Source organism: Burkholderia ambifaria AMMD, from assembly GCF_000203915.1.
GTDB lineage: Bacteria > Pseudomonadota > Gammaproteobacteria > Burkholderiales > Burkholderiaceae > Burkholderia > Burkholderia ambifaria.
Map to the genome: position 1 here is coordinate 1 of NC_008390.1, position 18744 is coordinate 18744.

At 58.3% G+C, this 18744-nt stretch carries 7 protein-coding genes and 3 rRNA genes; 5 read left to right on the forward strand and 5 right to left on the reverse strand.

The features are described from left to right. Positions 1-202 precede the first annotated feature (202 nt). From dnaA to BAMB_RS33025, 5 genes are all read left to right on the forward strand, one after another. Complete coding sequence (gene dnaA / locus BAMB_RS00005; protein WP_011655544.1) at positions 203-1780, forward strand: chromosomal replication initiator protein DnaA; 1578 nt, start codon at positions 203-205, stop codon at positions 1778-1780. Positions 1781-1948: 168 nt separating this feature from the next. Further along, the gene (gene dnaN / locus BAMB_RS00010; RefSeq protein ID WP_006750113.1) at positions 1949-3055 is read left to right on the forward strand and encodes a DNA polymerase III subunit beta; all 1107 of its coding nucleotides are present in this window, start codon (positions 1949-1951) and stop codon (positions 3053-3055) included. A gap of 206 nt (positions 3056-3261) precedes the next feature. Beyond that, positions 3262-5736 (forward strand): DNA topoisomerase (ATP-hydrolyzing) subunit B, encoded by a 2475-nt coding sequence (gyrB, locus tag BAMB_RS00015; protein WP_011655545.1) that lies wholly within the window; start codon positions 3262-3264, stop codon positions 5734-5736. Between the two features lie 493 nt (positions 5737-6229). After that, the gene (locus BAMB_RS00020) at positions 6230-8842 is read left to right on the forward strand and encodes an McrB family protein (RefSeq protein WP_227739472.1); all 2613 of its coding nucleotides are present in this window, start codon (positions 6230-6232) and stop codon (positions 8840-8842) included. Positions 8843-8845: 3 nt separating this feature from the next. Beyond that, on the forward strand, positions 8846-11134 hold the full coding sequence (locus tag BAMB_RS33025; RefSeq protein ID WP_011655547.1) for a DUF2357 domain-containing protein: 2289 nt from the start codon (positions 8846-8848) through the stop codon (positions 11132-11134). A gap of 238 nt (positions 11135-11372) precedes the next feature. On the opposite strand, the gene rrf is transcribed toward BAMB_RS33025, so the two are convergent. From rrf to BAMB_RS00045, 5 genes are all read right to left on the reverse strand, one after another. After that, a 5S ribosomal RNA gene (rrf, locus tag BAMB_RS00025) occupies positions 11373-11485 on the reverse strand. Positions 11486-11636: 151 nt separating this feature from the next. Beyond that, positions 11637-14518 (reverse strand): 23S ribosomal RNA (locus tag BAMB_RS00030). A 399-nt stretch (positions 14519-14917) separates the two neighbouring features. After that, positions 14918-16450 (reverse strand): 16S ribosomal RNA (locus BAMB_RS00035). The 16S, 23S and 5S rRNA genes sit together here, the layout of an rRNA operon. Positions 16451-17027: 577 nt before the next feature. Further along, positions 17028-17558 (reverse strand): cytochrome b, encoded by a 531-nt coding sequence (locus tag BAMB_RS00040; RefSeq protein ID WP_011655548.1) that lies wholly within the window; start codon positions 17556-17558, stop codon positions 17028-17030. After that, positions 17558-18649, reverse strand: coding sequence for a catalase family peroxidase (locus BAMB_RS00045; protein WP_011655549.1), 1092 nt, complete (start codon positions 18647-18649; stop codon positions 17558-17560). The genes BAMB_RS00040 and BAMB_RS00045 overlap by 1 nt, the downstream gene beginning before the upstream one ends. Between the last annotated feature and the right edge of the window lie 95 nt (positions 18650-18744).

Below are 18744 nucleotides of genomic sequence, written 5' to 3' on the forward strand. Positions count from 1 at the left end.
AGTCCCGCTGTGGCCGCGTTTGGCGTTAGAATCTCGCCTTATCTCCAAGAATCCCGCACGCCGCTTCGGCCCGCGCCTGCCCCTCCACACTGTGACGCAGGCGTCCGACGCACGCTCGCACGACCGCTTCGGGCCTTGTTGCGCTACCGCGACAAGGGCGCCGGCGAGCCGCGCTGTGCATGCAAAAAACGACAGCTACTTGATGAACGATTTCTGGCAACACTGTTCCGCACTGCTGGAGCGCGAGCTGACGCCCCAGCAGTACGTGACGTGGATCAAACCCTTGGCCCCGGTGGCCTTCGATGCGTCGGCGAACACGCTGTCCATCGCCGCGCCGAACCGCTTCAAGCTGGACTGGGTCAAGAGCCAGTTTTCGGGCCGGATCTCCGATCTGGCCCGCGATTTCTGGAATGCGCCGATCGAAGTCCAGTTCGTCCTCGATCCGAAAGCCGGCATGCGCAGCGCCGCCGCGCACGCCGCGCCGGCCGCCCAGCGCGCGCCGCTGACACCGAATGGCCCCGCCGCGACGGTCGCCGCGATCGCCGCCAATCTGGCCGCGAATGCCGGTGCCGCGCCCAGCGCGCCGGCCGACGTGCCGATGACGGCGTCGGCGGCCGCCGCGCACCACCTGAACGCCGATGACGCCGACATCGACCTGCCGAGCCTGCCCGCGCACGAAGCGGCCGCCGGGCGCCGCACGTGGCGTCCGGGCCCCGGCGCCGCGCCCGCGAACGGCGGTGAAGCCGATTCGATGTACGAACGTTCGAAGCTGAACCCGGTGCTCACGTTCGACAACTTCGTGACCGGTAAGGCGAACCAGCTCGCACGCGCCGCCGCGATCCAGGTCGCCGATAACCCCGGCATCTCGTACAACCCGCTGTTCCTGTACGGCGGCGTCGGCCTCGGCAAGACCCACCTGATCCACGCGATCGGCAATCAGCTGCTGCTCGACAAGGCCGGTGCGCGGATCCGCTACATCCACGCCGAGCAATACGTGTCCGACGTGGTGAAGGCATACCAGCGCAAGGCGTTCGACGACTTCAAGCGCTACTACCACTCGCTCGACCTGCTGCTGATCGACGATATTCAGTTCTTCTCCGGCAAGTCGCGCACGCAAGAGGAATTCTTCTACGCGTTCGAGGCGCTCGTCGCGAACAAGGCGCAGGTGATCATCACCAGCGACACGTATCCGAAGGAGATCTCGGGCATCGACGATCGCCTGATCTCGCGCTTCGACTCGGGCCTCACCGTCGCGATCGAGCCGCCCGAGCTCGAAATGCGCGTCGCGATCCTGATGCGCAAGGCGCAGTCGGAAGGCGTGAACCTGTCGGAAGACGTCGCGTTCTTCGTCGCGAAGCACCTGCGCTCGAACGTGCGCGAACTCGAAGGCGCGCTGCGCAAGATCCTCGCGTATTCGAAGTTCCACGGCCGCGAGATCTCGATCGAGCTGACCAAGGAAGCGCTGAAGGACCTGCTGACCGTGCAGAACCGGCAGATTTCGGTCGAGAACATCCAGAAGACCGTCGCCGACTTCTACAACATCAAGGTCGCCGACATGTATTCGAAGAAGCGTCCCGCGAACATCGCGCGGCCGCGGCAGATCGCGATGTACCTGGCGAAGGAACTCACGCAGAAGAGCCTGCCCGAGATCGGCGAGCTGTTCGGCGGGCGCGACCACACCACCGTGCTGCACGCCGTGCGCAAGATCGCCGACGAGCGCAGCAAGGATGCGCAGCTCAACCACGAGCTGCACGTGCTGGAACAGACGCTGAAGGGCTGAGCGCGCGGCGCGCTTGATAATTCGGCATCCGCCCCAAATTAAGGGGGGCGGTTCGGTTTTGAGGCACAATACAGGTTTGACCGCCCCGGCGGAGGCCGGCCAAGAGCCCGGCTGGCGGGGCGCTGCGTGGCTGCTGCGCTGCAGGCCGTTACTCAACGAAGGAACTCTATGCAACTGGTCAAGACCGAACGAGACACACTCCTCAGGCCGCTGCAAACGGTCAGCGGCATCGTCGAACGCCGCCATACGTTGCCGATCCTCGCCAACCTGCTGATCACCAAGAACGGCCCGGACGTTTCTTTCCTGTCGACCGACCTGGAGCTGCAGATCACCACGCGCGCCGATTTCGGCGTCGGCGGCGACCAGGTGGCCACCACCGTCGCGGCCCGCAAGCTGCTCGACATCCTGCGCGCGATGCCTGACGGCCAGGTCACGCTGTCGCTCGCCGACAAGCGCCTCACCGTTCAATCGGGCAAGAGCCGCTTCGCACTGCAAACGCTCGCGGCCGACGAGTTCCCGACCGTCGCGCAGGCGAAGGATTTCGGCGCAACGCTGACCGTCCCGCAGAAGTCGTTCCGCCAGCTGCTCGGCATGGTGCACTTCGCGATGGCGCAGCAGGACATCCGCTACTACCTGAACGGCATGCTGCTCGTCGTCGACGGCGACCAGCTGATGGCCGTGGCCACCGACGGCCACCGCCTCGCGTTCTCGTCGATGAAGCTCGAAGGCGGCACGTTCGGCCGCCAGGAAGTGATCGTGCCGCGCAAGACGATTCTCGAGCTGCAGCGCCTGCTCGAAGACATCGACGACACCGTCACCATCGACATCGCGCAAACCCAGGCCAAGTTCACGTTCGGCCAGGTCGAGCTCGTGTCGAAGCTGGTCGAGGGCAAGTTCCCCGACTTCCAGCGCGTGATCCCGAAGGCGCACAAGAACACGTTCGAGATCGGCCGTGAAGAGCTGCAGCGTTCGCTGCAACGCGCGGCGATTTTGACGTCCGACAAATTCAAGGGCGTGCGCTGCATCATCGCGCCGGGCCAGCTGAAGATCATGTCGACCAACGCCGATCAGGAAGAGGCGCAGGAAGAACTGGAAATCGCGTACCAGGGCGATACCGTCGACATCGGCTTCAACGTCACGTATCTGCTCGACGTGCTTGCGAACCTGAAGGTCGACACCGTGCAGGTGAGCCTCGGCGACGCCAGCTCGAGCGCGCTGATCACCGTGCCCGAGAACGAAGAGTTCAAGTATGTCGTGATGCCGATGCGCATCTGACGCGCTCGACATCGCAACACACACCAGGGGGCGGCAAGCCCCTTTGGCGTTTTTATGGCGAACCGACAACCCGTCCCTTTGGTGCCTTTTCGGCACCTCGGACGGGCCAGGAAACTGGAGCGGCCGGCCTGGGCGGCCCCGCGCTTTCCCTCGCTGAAACGCACCGCGCCGCCACGAGAGTGGCCTCGCAGAACCGGAAGATATCCATGAGTGAACAGCACAATTCGCAACCCGATAACAGCAGCTACGGCGCTTCGTCGATCCAGATCCTCGAAGGTCTGGAAGCGGTGCGCAAGCGCCCCGGGATGTACATCGGCGACACGTCGGATGGCACCGGTCTGCACCACCTCGTGTTCGAGGTGCTCGACAACTCGATCGACGAAGCGCTGGCCGGGTACTGCAACGACATCCACGTGACGATTCACGCCGACAACTCGATTTCGGTGACCGACAACGGCCGCGGGATTCCGACCGACGTGAAGATGAACGACAAGCACGAGCCGAAGCGCAGCGCCGCCGAGATCGTGATGACCGAGCTGCACGCCGGCGGCAAGTTCGACCAGAACAGCTACAAGGTGTCCGGCGGCCTGCACGGCGTGGGCGTGTCGTGCGTGAACGCGCTCTCGAGCTGGCTGCGCCTCACCGTGCGCCGCAACGGCAAGAAGCATTTCATGGAGTTCCATCGCGGCGTCGCGCAGGAGCGCGTGCTCGAGAAGGTGGACGGCGTGGAAGTGTCGCCGATGCTGGTGACCGGCGACACCGAGAACCGCGGCACCGAAGTGCACTTCATGGCCGATCCGACGATCTTCGGCACCGTTGAATATCACTACGACATCCTCGCGAAGCGGATGCGCGAGCTCTCGTTCCTGAACAACGGCGTGCGGATCCGCCTGACCGACCTGCGTTCGGGCAAGGAAGACGATTTCGCGTTCGCCGGCGGTGTGAAGGGCTTCGTCGAGTACATCAACAAGACGAAGACCAACCTGCACCCGACCATTTTCCACGCCAACGGCGAGAAGGATGGCGTGGGCGTCGAAGTTGCGATGCAGTGGAACGACAGCTACAACGAGAACGTGCTGTGCTTCACGAACAACATTCCGCAGCGCGACGGCGGCACGCACCTGACCGGCCTGCGGGCCGCGATGACGCGCGTCATCAACAAGTACATCACCGATAACGAAATCGCGAAGAAGGCGAAGGTCGAGACGACCGGCGACGACATGCGCGAAGGGTTGTCGTGCGTGCTGTCGGTGAAGGTGCCGGAGCCGAAGTTCAGCTCGCAGACGAAGGACAAGCTGGTGTCGTCCGAAGTGCGGGCGCCGGTTGAAGAAGTCGTTGCGAAGGCGCTGGAAGAGTTCCTGCTCGAAACGCCGCTCGACGCGAAGATCATCTGCGGGAAGATCGTCGAAGCTGCGCGTGCGCGCGATGCCGCGCGCAAGGCGCGCGAAATGACGCGCCGCAAGGGCGTGCTCGACGGCGTCGGCCTGCCGGGCAAGCTCGCGGACTGCCAGGAGAAAGATCCGGCGAAGTGCGAAATCTACATCGTCGAGGGCGACTCGGCAGGTGGGTCGGCGAAGCAAGGGCGTGACCGGAAGTTCCAGGCCATCCTGCCGCTGCGCGGCAAGGTGCTGAACGTCGAGAAGGCGCGCTACGACAAGCTGCTGTCGTCGGAGCAGATCGTCACGCTCGTGACCGCGCTGGGCTGCGGCATCGGCAAGGACGATTACAACCTCGACAAGCTGCGCTATCACCGCATCATCATCATGACCGACGCGGACGTCGACGGTGCGCACATCCGGACGCTGCTGCTCACGTTCCTCTATCGCCAGATGCCGGACATGATCGAGCGCGGGTATGTGTATATCGCGCAGCCGCCGCTTTACAAGATCAAGGCGGGCAAGGACGAGCGGTATCTGAAGGACGATACGGAGCTGAACGCGCATATGCTGCGGTTGGCGCTTCAAGGGTCGGAGCTGGTGCCTGGCGAGAACGCAGCGGCGATTTCGGGCGATGCGCTCGGGGAGCTGGCGCGGTCGTACCTGCTGTCGAAGAGCGTGATCGAGCGGTTGAGCCGGTTGTATGATCCGGCCGCGCTGGAAGCGGTCATGGATGGGGTGGCGATCGATCTCTCCAATGAGGCTTCGACGGAGGCTTCGGCTAAGGCGCTGCATGCCGCGTTGCATGATGACGCGCTCAAGAACGACGTGCGTGTTGTGCCTTCGTATGACCCGGTGCGTGAGCAACGGTCGCTGCATGTCGAGCGGACGCATCACGGGAATGTGCGGGTTTCGGTCATCGACCAGGAATTCCAGCACACGGCGGATTATCAGCAGCTTGTGACCACCGCGGATACGTTCAAGGGGCTTATTGGGGAAGGTGCGGTCATCAAGCGCGGTGAGCGCAGTATGGCTGTGTCGGACTTCAAGAGCGCGATGAAGTGGCTGCTTGCCGATGCCGAGCGGAATGTTTCGAAGCAGCGGTATAAGGGGCTCGGGGAGATGAACCCCGGGCAGCTGTGGGAAACGACGATGGATCCGGCTGTGCGAAGACTGCTGCGGGTGCAGATCGAGGATGCTATTGCTGCGGATGGGATCTTTACTACGCTGATGGGGGATGAGGTCGAGCCGCGGCGGGCGTTTATCGAGAGCAATGCGTTGCGGGCGGGGAATATTGACGTTTGATTCGCTTTCGTAGATAGGACGGGAAAGTGCCATAGGCCGCACAATTCTCCAATTGTGCGGCTAATAAGTTATCGCGCCCTCGTATGGGCTCGGTGACCACATATCTATCTCATCTGCGAACTATTGATCCGTAGGTCGGGCGTTCGGACCAATCCCGCCGCGCCAAATAAATCAAGAACTTAGTCCACCCTCGCGGTGGACTTTTTGCTTTCTAGTCGTTGACCATTGCAACTCTGCTGCCCCAAATTTCACGGCAAATCATGCCACACCATGTCGGTACTGGCGCGGTGACAACCCAGTCCCAACGATCTATCGATACAATCGACCAACTCTACACATACGAAAAACCACGGGGCGATTTATGAGCAGGTACTGCGGGGACGACGACCCTAAATCCATCTTAGATGCGGCCATACACTGGCGCGACACGGCGCTCCTAGGCGGTCGCTCCGTCCTGACCAATCAACCGCTTTGGACATCACAAGCTCTCGACTTGCTCGACGAGCACTTCGTACGTAACCCCGATCTCGGAGACGGAAAGTTTCTTGAGAAATTGGAGAGTCAGCTCGCACCGGCCGCGAACTCCGCGAAGCAGCTGGTCGCCGAAATGATGTGGTTGCTGTACCTCTGCCCGAGTAGCCTGACAGCAGCCCACAAACGCAAGACTATCCAGGCTATTTGGTCGTGGTCCGGCGAACCGTTACCGGCGGACTCGCGCTGGCTAGATGACGACGTGCTCGCAGGCGTCGGTAGCGCTGGTCCCGGCTTCAATCAAAATCAATGGCGCGAGCTCGCCTTCCTAATCAACTTCCTCCGTCGCTTCAATGAACTAACCAACATTCGTCAACTGGAGTTGATCGGGGAGCGATGGGCATTCGATGAATGGCTTCGCCAGGTCCCAGATTGGGAAGCAAGACAGTTTCGTCACATGCTGCTCTTCCTGCTATTCCCCGACGACTTCGAACGGATCTTTGGGCAGAACGATCGCAAGACTATTGTTCGCCACTACTCAAAGCACGAGCGCCGTGTAGTTAATCGCATGGATCCTGTTCAACTGGATCGCGAACTGCAAGCTATTCGGAAACGCCTTGAAACGGAGCGCGGCACGACCCAGCTTGACTATTACGTGCCCCCGTTGAAAGGAGAGTGGCGCAGCGAGACATTCGCCGCAGCAACAGAGAACGTAACGGCGGAGCACATTCGGTTGGCTCTGCACGAAATCGACCAAGAAGGTGTGCCAACGGACGCGGAATCCACTGGCTACGATCTTGTTTATGACGGCAAGCGCTATCCGCCTAAGTTGGTCCTGTCTCTGGCTGTTAAACAAGCAACGGGCGAGCCACTAGATCGTGCAGCTTTCTCCGGCGGCGAAGCTTCGTCCGCCTTCCGGTTGCTGCGACGTCTCGATTTCGAAGTTGAACCTAAGGAGGAATCGTCAAACGGCATTCCGGGGCTCCTTAATCGTTTTCTCAAACAGGCGAGTGATGGGAAGGAACTCGGGACAAAGGGCTACCTCAGCGTATACCGGGATCTCAAAGTTCGAGTGAGTTTCGGCAAAGGCAACTTTGCCCGGATTCCCTGGATCGCGTTTCTTGGCGATGGACAATCAGTCAATCAAGGCATTTACCCCGTCCTGCTTCTGTATGCTGAGCAGCAGCAACTATTGCTGTGCTATGGAGTAAGCGAAGAGGGGGCGTCCCGATTGAGCTGGGGCGAACTGGCCGGAGCTCAAACGGTAAGGGAATGGTTTAAGGGACGATATGGTCGAGTGCCGGATCGCTACGACGCATCCATCGTTCGCTCGACGTACGACCTCACGCAACCATTGCCAATGGCCGAGCTGCAACAGGATTTGGACGATGTAATCGACATCTATAACCAAGTGCTCGCCAGCGACGATGCGGGGGAACTACCGGATGCAATTGATCTAGAGCAGTCGGACGAACCACTTCCTGTCAGAGCGGATCTTCGCGCAGCAATCGATGCATTCAGCAACGCTCTAGTTGCTAGTGGCGTAAAGTTCGGTGATCACCACCATGGACTTGTTGCGTCCTTCATTTCAAGTCTGGTCACGAAACCGTTAGTCATTCTGACTGGACTGTCCGGTTCGGGTAAGACACAAATTGCCATTCGATTCGGTGAGTGGCTAGGCGAGGACCGGCTTCACGTCGCCGCAGTCCGGCCCGACTGGACAGGCGCAGAAGCGTTGTTCGGATACGAAGACGCCCTTAAGCGTGAGCTCGATGGGCGCCGGGCCTGGTCCGTTCCCGCACCGTTGGAGTTCATCTTGAAGGCGGCAGCAGATCCACAGCATCCGTACCTGCTACTTTTGGATGAGATGAACCTCGCACACGTCGAGCGCTACTTCGCCGATGTACTGTCAGGTATGGAGTCCGGCCAACCGTGTATTCCAAACCTTCACAAGGGAGCGGATGACTGCTGGCGACTGAAGGCCAACGCAGAAAAGCAGCTGCCGCTACCGGGAAATCTCTGGATCGTCGGCACCGTCAACATCGACGAAACGACCTACATGTTCTCGCCAAAAGTACTCGATCGCGCCAACACTTTCGAGTTCCGCGTTCACTCAAGTGATCTCTCGATCGACGCGATCAAGCCGCACCCGTGCGTTGCCGGCGATCAGGAGCTGGTGAGGGGATTGCTGAGCATCGCGCAGGATGACAACTGGCATCGAGATCGCCAGAGCGACACGCTCAACGAGCTGAACCAACGCCTGCGGCAATTGCACGAACTCCTCAGTCGGTACAACCTCGAGTTCGGCCATCGTGTCTTCTACGAGGCAATACGATTTGCGGCCTTGGCACAAGAGGCTGGGATCAACGGCTTGGCATCGATCGTGGACCGGATTGTCATGCAAAAGGTACTGCCGAGATTGCATGGATCGCGCAGACGCCTCGAATTGCCTCTCCTGGCGCTGGCGCAGTTCTGTCGGGACCTGCCGGATTCAATTCTGACCGATGACAAGCTTCCGACATTTGTGATCGATGAAATGCCAGGGCAAGGTGCAACACTTCCCATCGCCTATGCTAAGACCGTCCGCATGCTTCGAAGCCTGCGTGCCAATCAATTTGCTAGCTTTACGGAATAAGTCGTGCGTGCCGCCTCAGAAGCTATCGCATTTCTTCGCGATTCGACGGGGAACATCACCGCAAAATTGCGCATTGCGGTGTTACCCCGCCGCTCGGCCGCTCCTTTAGCAACGCTTTGGTGCTCCGACGATAGCATTTCAACGGAAACTGCTGCTGCAGGTATGGTTGAGCTTCTGGAGGGCATGGAATATCGATACACCTGGGAAATCCTCGGGTCGAACGGTAGCTCGCTGATCGCCGATCCCGAAGAGATTTTCCAACCTGATACCACGGACGGAGCGTCTGGTCGACTACGGCCCGGACTTGCAACTGGCACCATACGCGTCGTGCTTCGTACCGACGCCAGAACACTCGGACAGATGGAGCTTGAGGTCCGATCGCGCAAACTCTCGTACCTCTCAGAGTATCGCTGGATGCTGCGGGATATTGCTGAGCGAATGACTGAGCTCGTGATGGACCGTTTCGCGGTGAGCGATGCAAGCTTCGAACTCGACGAGACACGTGACGTCGTTACACTCTATCAGCGCTTCACATTTTTGCGTGCCTTGTTCGAAAGCGAAAACTTCCAAGGAGCGCTTCGCGAGATCGTTCGGCGTCCGCACACCGCATGGGAAACGACAAGCGACATGGTGCGTGCTGGCGCCGGGATACGAGCGGACTCATGTGTGCTGCGGCAATTCGCCAAAGGCGGATCTAGATCGGCTTGGCCAGACGGGTCTCTCAAGTCCGTCCCGTCCTACTTTGAACGGGCACAAACGGAAGCGACCCACGACACGACCTCAAATCGCTTTGTTAAATTCGCTCTAGAGCATTGGCTTCGGATACTTGGCGATATCGAGCGAGGTCTTTCAAAAGCCGCGGCGAGCCCAGCGACGACGCGCGGGCAACGCGAAATTTCTGGCGTAATGTCTCAGTTGGAAGAGGTGCTGCATTGCGACCTGTTTACCGATGTTGGGCGACTCACAAGATTCCCAGCCGACGATCAGGTACTCCAGAAGCGCGAAGGCTATCGGGATATCTTCAAAGCCTATGTGGAGACTGAATTTGCAGCGCGTCTCTCTTGGCAATCGTCGCCGGACGTCTATGGCGCAGGCCAGCGCGATGTCGCGACGCTTTACGAGTACTGGGCGTTCATCCAGCTTTCGCAGGTCGTAGCGGACCTCGTGGGTCAGGCGTTCGACTTGAGTCCGTTGGTGCAGGCCCGACCAGATGGTTTGACTGTTGGCATTCGCAGAGGCGTAGAGACTGTTCTTTCCGGAGAGGTCAATCGCTTGGATCGACGTATGCGAATTGAACTCTGCTTCAATCGAACCTATCGCCGAGGCATGGCAGGTATCGCGTCGTGGACGAGACCAATGCGTCCGGACTATTCGTTGTTGATCAGTCCCGCCGACGATGAGCCTGCGTCATTTGAACCTATCGTGCTTCATTTCGACGCGAAGTATAGGGTCGATTTCGTTCGAGAAATTTTCGGCACCGATGGCGAAGAAGCGAATACCTCTGGCTCGGAATCGCTTGCTCGGTTGGAGCGTGGCGGCGTTCTACGTGAAGATCTATTGAAGATGCACGCGTACCGCGACGCGATACATCGAACTGCAGGTGCATATGTGCTGTATCCGGGCGGAGACGATGAAGGAGACGGCCTGAAATACCCGGAGTATCACGAGCTCCTGCCGGGATTAGGTGCGTTCGTGCTACGGCCAACCGACACCGGCATCGCAAGCGGTACATCGGCACTTCGACGATTTATCAGCGATGTGCTCGATCACGTCGCAACGCGTCTAACAAGGCATGAGCGCGGCCGATTCTGGCAGATGGAAACATATAGCACATCGCAACTTCGGCGATCGGCTCAAGCGGCAGCTTCCCCGCCCCCTGATGCGAGCGTCCTTTTGGGCTTCGTAAAAAGCCATGAACACTGGGGCTGGATCCGAGGACGTAAGTCATACAACCTTCGAGCTGAAGGTCGGCGTGGAGGTGTTCATCCCGGCGCAGCCCTACTGAGCAGTCAGCTTCTACTCCTTTACTGCCCTTCAACGCATGAGGTCGCGCTTGCTCGCATCGTTTCTGACGCAGAGGAAATAACTGAAGCTGGAATGGCTGCGGCTGGCTATCCTGCTCCTCGTGGGAACTATTGGTGTGTCCAGATCCAATGGCTCACCCGCGATCACTGGCTTGGCCGACTATCGTCCCACTCTATCGATGCTTACGTTAGAAGTCAGGGAGTGGCGTACGGCGAGCCCATCGGCATCTCGTGGAGTGATGTCATGTCGCTAGCTAAGGGCGAGTAGTCACTCGAAAGCCGCAATGACGAGACAACTAGCCCTAGCCAGTTGTCTCGTGACCGCCAGCCCCCACATACTCGTTCTTCATCCGCTCTCGATATCGGGCATCCTTCGTTCGGATCGCTTCAAGCCACTCGGTCCATTCTTCCTCGCTCAAACAGGAGTTGCCCGATGTGCGTCGCTCTTTCCGCCGCGCCAATGCAAAAACCCCCGCCTTTTCGGGCGGGGGTTTCTGGCTTAGGGAGCCTGACGATTACCTACTTTCACACGGGAATCCGCACTATCATCGGCGTAGAGTCGTTTCACGGTCCTGTTCGGGATGGGAAGGGGTGGGACCGACTTGCTATGGTCATCAGGCAAAGAGGGTTGTCACGTTGCTTCGCAACGCGACCAATCTGGGAAGAAGCAGTAATTTTGAGTTGTGTGTATCACACACGAGAATCCAACTTGTCGCTTTGGATCGCGGCGTGCTTGCGCACGGCGCCGATCTACAAGGCAGACTTGTTATAGGATCAAGCCTTACGGGCAATTAGTATCAGTTAGCTGAACGCATTACTGCGCTTACACACCTGACCTATCAACGTCCTGGTCTCGAACGACCCTTCAAGGGGATCTAGTCCCCAGGGATATCTCATCTTAAGGCGAGTTTCCCGCTTAGATGCTTTCAGCGGTTATCTCTTCCGAACATAGCTACCCGGCGATGCCACTGGCGTGACAACCGGTACACCAGAGGTTCGTCCACTCCGGTCCTCTCGTACTAGGAGCAGCCCCCTTCAAATATCCAACGCCCACGGCAGATAGGGACCAAACTGTCTCACGACGTTTTAAACCCAGCTCACGTACCTCTTTAAATGGCGAACAGCCATACCCTTGGGACCGGCTACAGCCCCAGGATGAGATGAGCCGACATCGAGGTGCCAAACACCGCCGTCGATATGAACTCTTGGGCGGTATCAGCCTGTTATCCCCAGAGTACCTTTTATCCGTTGAGCGATGGCCCTTCCATACAGAACCACCGGATCACTATGACCTGCTTTCGCACCTGCTCGACTTGTCGGTCTCGCAGTTAAGCACGCTTATGCCATTGCACTATCAGCACGATTTCCGACCGTACCTAGCGTACCTTCGTACTCCTCCGTTACGCTTTGGGAGGAGACCGCCCCAGTCAAACTGCCTACCATGCACTGTCCCCGACCCGGATCACGGGCCAAGGTTAGAACCTCAAACAAACCAGGGTGGTATTTCAAGGACGGCTCCACCGAAACTAGCGTTCCGGTTTCATAGCCTCCCACCTATCCTACACAGATCGGTTCAAAGTCCAATGCAAAGCTACAGTAAAGGTTCATGGGGTCTTTCCGTCTAGCCGCGGGTAGATTGCATCATCACAAACACTTCAACTTCGCTGAGTCTCGGGAGGAGACAGTGTGGCCATCGTTACGCCATTCGTGCAGGTCGGAACTTACCCGACAAGGAATTTCGCTACCTTAGGACCGTTATAGTTACGGCCGCCGTTTACCGGGACTTCAATCAAGAGCTTGCACCCCATCATTTAATCTTCCGGCACCGGGCAGGCGTCACACCCTATACGTCCACTTTCGTGTTTGCAGAGTGCTGTGTTTTTATTAAACAGTCGCAGCCACCAGTTTATTGCAACCCCTTCACCCTCTGCGCGCAGGCGCATCAAGCTACAAGGGCGTACCTTATCCCGAAGTTACGGTACCAATTTGCCGAGTTCCTTCTCCCGAGTTCTCTCAAGCGCCTTAGAATACTCATCTCGCCCACCTGTGTCGGTTTGCGGTACGGTCATCATTAGACTGAAGCTTAGAGGCTTTTCTTGGAACCACTTCCAATTGCTTCGCTCCCTAAGGAGCTCGCGCCACACCCTTGAATTACGCACCCGGATTTGCCTAAGTGCCTTCTCCAATGCAGCGACCGGGACTTCCAACACCCGGACAACCTTCCGCGATCCGTCCCCCCATCGCATCTAACAATGGTGCAGGAATATTGACCTGCTTCCCATCAGCTACGCATTTCTGCCTCGCCTTAGGGGCCGACTCACCCTACGCCGATGAACGTTGCGTAGGAAACCTTGGGCTTACGGCGAGGGGGCCTTTCACCCCCTTTATCGCTACTCATGTCAGCATTCGCACTTCCGATACCTCCAGCACGCTTTTCAACGCACCTTCGCAGGCTTACGGAACGCTCTCCTACCATGCGAGCATAGCTCGCATCCGCAGCTTCGGTATATAGCTTAGCCCCGTTACATCTTCCGCGCAGGACGACTCGATCAGTGAGCTATTACGCTTTCTTTAAAGGGTGGCTGCTTCTAAGCCAACCTCCTGACTGTTTTAGCCTTCCCACTTCGTTTCCCACTTAGCTATATTTGGGGACCTTAGCTGGCGGTCTGGGTTGTTTCCCTCTTGACACCGGACGTTAGCACCCGATGTCTGTCTCCCGTGATTGCACTCTTCGGTATTCGGAGTTTGCTATGGCGGGGTAATCTGCAATAGACCCCCCAACCATGACAGTGCTCTACCCCCGAAGGTGAGACACGAGGCACTACCTAAATAGTTTTCGGAGAGAACCAGCTATTTCCAAGTTTGTTTAGCCTTTCACCCCTATCCACAGCTCATCCCCTAACTTTTCAACGTTAGTGGGTTCGGACCTCCAGTACGTGTTACCGCACCTTCATCCTGGCCATGGATAGATCACTTGGTTTCGGGTCTACGCCCAGCAACTGAACGCCCTATTCGGACTCGCTTTCGCTACGCCTGCCCTATACGGTTAAGCTTGCTACTGAACGTAAGTCGCTGACCCATTATACAAAAGGTACGCCGTCACCCCTTGCGAGGCTCCGACTGTTTGTATGCATGCGGTTTCAGGATCTATTTCACTCCCCTCCCGGGGTTCTTTTCGCCTTTCCCTCACGGTACTGGTTCACTATCGGTCGATCACGAGTATTTAGCCTTGGAGGATGGTCCCCCCATCTTCAGACAGGATTTCACGTGTCCCGCCCTACTTGTCGTACACTTAGTTCTTTCATACTGTTTTCGCCTACGGGGCTATCACCCGCTATGGCCGCACTTTCCAGAGCGTTCGGCTAACAATACAAATAAAGAGTACAAGGCTCATCCCATTTCGCTCGCCACTACTTTGGGAATCTCGGTTGATTTCTTTTCCTGCGGTTACTTAGATGTTTCAGTTCACCGCGTTCGCTTCGCATGGCCTATGTATTCAGCCATGGATACTCCAAAAGGAGTGGGTTTCCCCATTCGGACATCTACGGATCAAAGCTCGTTTGCCAGCTCCCCGTAGCTTTTCGCAGGCTACCGCGTCCTTCATCGCCTGTGATCGCCAAGGCATCCACCACATGCACTTGTTCGCTTGACCCTATAACGAGTCTGTCTCATCGACAGTCGCTACAGGTTGAGTTCTCGCGTTGTGCCGTATTCCAATTGAGTCAAACATAGAGTTCGAATCATCTTGAGATACATCGATACAATCACAACCCGGATAGTTTCCACGTCCATCTCAAGACGCTTCCGCTATCCAAATTACTTACTTCTTCCAGATTGTTAAAGAACGACAGCCGATATGGTGTTACTCATATCACTCTGACTGACTCAATCGCCAATGAGAAAAACTCGAACCAAACTTCATTCGAATGTTTGTCATTGAGGATTATCGAAAGCGGCCGGCATTATAACCGATTAAACCGCTAACAGACAGTCTTTCTGTCTTTATCAACAGCCGATAAGCGTGAGCGCTCAATTTTGCGAGAAGCTCTGGAAAGGAGGTGATCCAGCCGCACCTTCCGATACGGCTACCTTGTTACGACTTCACCCCAGTCATGAATCCTACCGTGGTGACCGTCCTCCTTACGGTTAGACTAGCCACTTCTGGTAAAACCCACTCCCATGGTGTGACGGGCGGTGTGTACAAGACCCGGGAACGTATTCACCGCGGCATGCTGATCCGCGATTACTAGCGATTCCAGCTTCATGCACTCGAGTTGCAGAGTGCAATCCGGACTACGATCGGTTTTCTGGGATTAGCTCCCCCTCGCGGGTTGGCAACCCTCTGTTCCGACCATTGTATGACGTGTGAAGCCCTACCCATAAGGGCCATGAGGACTTGACGTCATCCCCACCTTCCTCCGGTTTGTCACCGGCAGTCTCCTTAGAGTGCTCTTGCGTAGCAACTAAGGACAAGGGTTGCGCTCGTTGCGGGACTTAACCCAACATCTCACGACACGAGCTGACGACAGCCATGCAGCACCTGTGCGCCGGTTCTCTTTCGAGCACTCCCGCCTCTCAGCAGGATTCCGACCATGTCAAGGGTAGGTAAGGTTTTTCGCGTTGCATCGAATTAATCCACATCATCCACCGCTTGTGCGGGTCCCCGTCAATTCCTTTGAGTTTTAATCTTGCGACCGTACTCCCCAGGCGGTCAACTTCACGCGTTAGCTACGTTACTAAGGAAATGAATCCCCAACAACTAGTTGACATCGTTTAGGGCGTGGACTACCAGGGTATCTAATCCTGTTTGCTCCCCACGCTTTCGTGCATGAGCGTCAGTATTGGCCCAGGGGGCTGCCTTCGCCATCGGTATTCCTCCACATCTCTACGCATTTCACTGCTACACGTGGAATTCTACCCCCCTCTGCCATACTCTAGCCTGCCAGTCACCAATGCAGTTCCCAGGTTGAGCCCGGGGATTTCACATCGGTCTTAGCAAACCGCCTGCGCACGCTTTACGCCCAGTAATTCCGATTAACGCTCGCACCCTACGTATTACCGCGGCTGCTGGCACGTAGTTAGCCGGTGCTTATTCTTCCGGTACCGTCATCCCCCGGCTATATTAGAACCAAGGATTTCTTTCCGGACAAAAGTGCTTTACAACCCGAAGGCCTTCTTCACACACGCGGCATTGCTGGATCAGGCTTTCGCCCATTGTCCAAAATTCCCCACTGCTGCCTCCCGTAGGAGTCTGGGCCGTGTCTCAGTCCCAGTGTGGCTGGTCGTCCTCTCAGACCAGCTACTGATCGTCGCCTTGGTAGGCCTTTACCCCACCAACTAGCTAATCAGCCATCGGCCAACCCTATAGCGCGAGGCCCGAAGGTCCCCCGCTTTCATCCATAGATCGTATGCGGTATTAATCCGGCTTTCGCCGGGCTATCCCCCACTACAGGACATGTTCCGATGTATTACTCACCCGTTCGCCACTCGCCACCAGGTGCAAGCACCCGTGCTGCCGTTCGACTTGCATGTGTAAGGCATGCCGCCAGCGTTCAATCTGAGCCAGGATCAAACTCTTCAGTTTAAACCTGTTACTGTTTTCGGTTCGGTTAAGAACCGGTCGCTCACTCAAAGCTGACAGGAATATGAATCACTTCATAAACCTGACTTACTTTAGTGTGAGACTCTTGATACTTTCGCTATCTGATCCGAGGATCAGCTCGCTGCCATCAAGCGCCCACACTTATCGGCTGTTAATTTTTAAAGAGCATTTCTGCGAGAAACCTTCTGTTTCTCAGCAGCGCTGCGTTTTCAGCAGCAGAGAAGCGAGATTATGAATTGTTTTTTTCAACTCGTCAACAACTTATTTAACTAATTCGTTGCGACGGCTGGGATTCAACTCAATGTGCGCCGAGATCGCTAAAACCAATCTCAATTGCACCGCTTCCCTTCTTTCTCCCCGCGCCGTGTTTCCGTTAGCGCGAAAGAGGCGTGATTCTATGCACCCGCCCTCGTCTCTGCAACCCTTTTGTGAAAATTTTTTTACAAGCGGTGTCGGGGAGCCGTTGAGCCGTCCCCCGATACTTATAGAAGCGACTCGGCAGAAGCTGCCTCGGTTGCCCGTGAACAGCCCTGCCGCATCGAACGCAACCCTCCGTCGCTCACCGCCCCACCATCGCCCTCACCACCCCATCCCTCCGGATCAAGCCGTGATACAGCGCGGCCGCAAAGTGCGCGACGAACGTAGCGAAGAACAGGTAAGCCAGCAGTCGGTGCGCGACCCGGAGCCAGGCAAACGCCACCGGATCGGCCGAAACCAGCGCCGGCAACTGCACGCCGCCGCCCAGCGTCACCGGATACCCGCCAGCCGACAGCATCGCCCAGCCGATCAGCGGCATCGCAACCATGAGCGCATACAGCACGAGATGCGACCCATGCGCGGCCACCTTCTGCCAGACGGGCAGATCCGCGGGCAACGCCGGCGGCTTCGACACGAAGCGCACCACGATCCGCACACAAACCAGTACCAGCACCGCAACCCCCAGCGGCTTATGCAAAGCCACCAGGAAATCATGCCGCTCGGAAACGGACGCCACCATTCCCACCCCGATAAACAGCATCGTGAGAATCATCGCGGCCATCACCCAATGCAGCACCCTCGCCGGCAAGCTAAACGTCGTCGTCGCCTTCATCACCGTCCCTCCGCACTCAACCGCGCCGCGCCGGCCACGCCGGCCTCTTCACTCGTCCTGCGCAGATACGAATCCGCATAAGCCGCCGACCGCGCCGCCAGCAACGGATCCCCCGACACCTGAATCCCCTGCGGCAACACCGTCGGGTCGTAATTCACATCGCGGCACGGCCCGCTGTCCTGCGGCTCCACGCGGTCGAGCACGAGCGTGCCCGCGTCGATCGTCGTGCGCTGCGCGGGCCAGACCTTCGTCGCGTCGTCCACCGGATCGCCGGGCGCCGCCAGCGTGACCAGCAGCTTCCACTTCTGCGCACCGTCCGCGATGCGATGCGTCAGGTCCTGCTGCAACACGTTCGGATCCGCGGCCGTCGCGACGTCGCCGGCGCCGGCCGTCTGCTCCGGCACGACGCGCCACCGCACCGCCTGGCGCTTGCCCGCTGCGTCCACGAAGTAGAACGCGTTCAGCCCGTAATAACTTTCGGTGACGTAGCTCGCGCTCGGCTTCGCACCCTTCACCCACTCGCGGAATGCAGCCGTCTCCGGATGCGCGCCGAAAAACGCCTTCACCTTCGCCGGATCGGGTTTGCCCGTGGCCGGATCCGGGCGGGTCGCGAGCAACTGCGCGTAGAACGCCTTCGGCGTGGCTACCGGAAACACGGGCATCGCGTTCATCCCGGTCCGCCATTGCTGGCCGTCCGGTGCGGTGAGTTTCAGCGCGAGGCTACGGATCGGCACGCTGCTGTCAGGCGCATACGGATTCCCGCCCGGCAGCGCGAACCGCCCGACCACCGGCGTGCGCACCGCCTTGAAGAACGGCGCGACCGAATACGCGCTCGCGGCCCCGTTGCTTTCGAAGTAACCGGTCACGCACACGCCCTTCGCGTGATTGCGCCGGAAACCCGGATGCGCGCCGCCGCCGGCCGTCTGCAGCGCGTCGACGATTCGGTGCGGGGTCAGCCGCGTCGGCGCGAGCCAGCCGCCGACATACCCGAACGCCACGGTCACGCCGGCCACCGCGCCGCCAATCACGGCCCAGCGCCACCACCCGCGCCCGGGCTCGCGCGGCGGCGAAGAAGAGGAAGATTGCTTCATGGATGCACTCCCGATCGTCAGATCATTGTCGAACAGGCATAGGACGCCGCACGCGCCGCTTTATTCCATGAAGAAATTTTTCGTATGCTGACGGA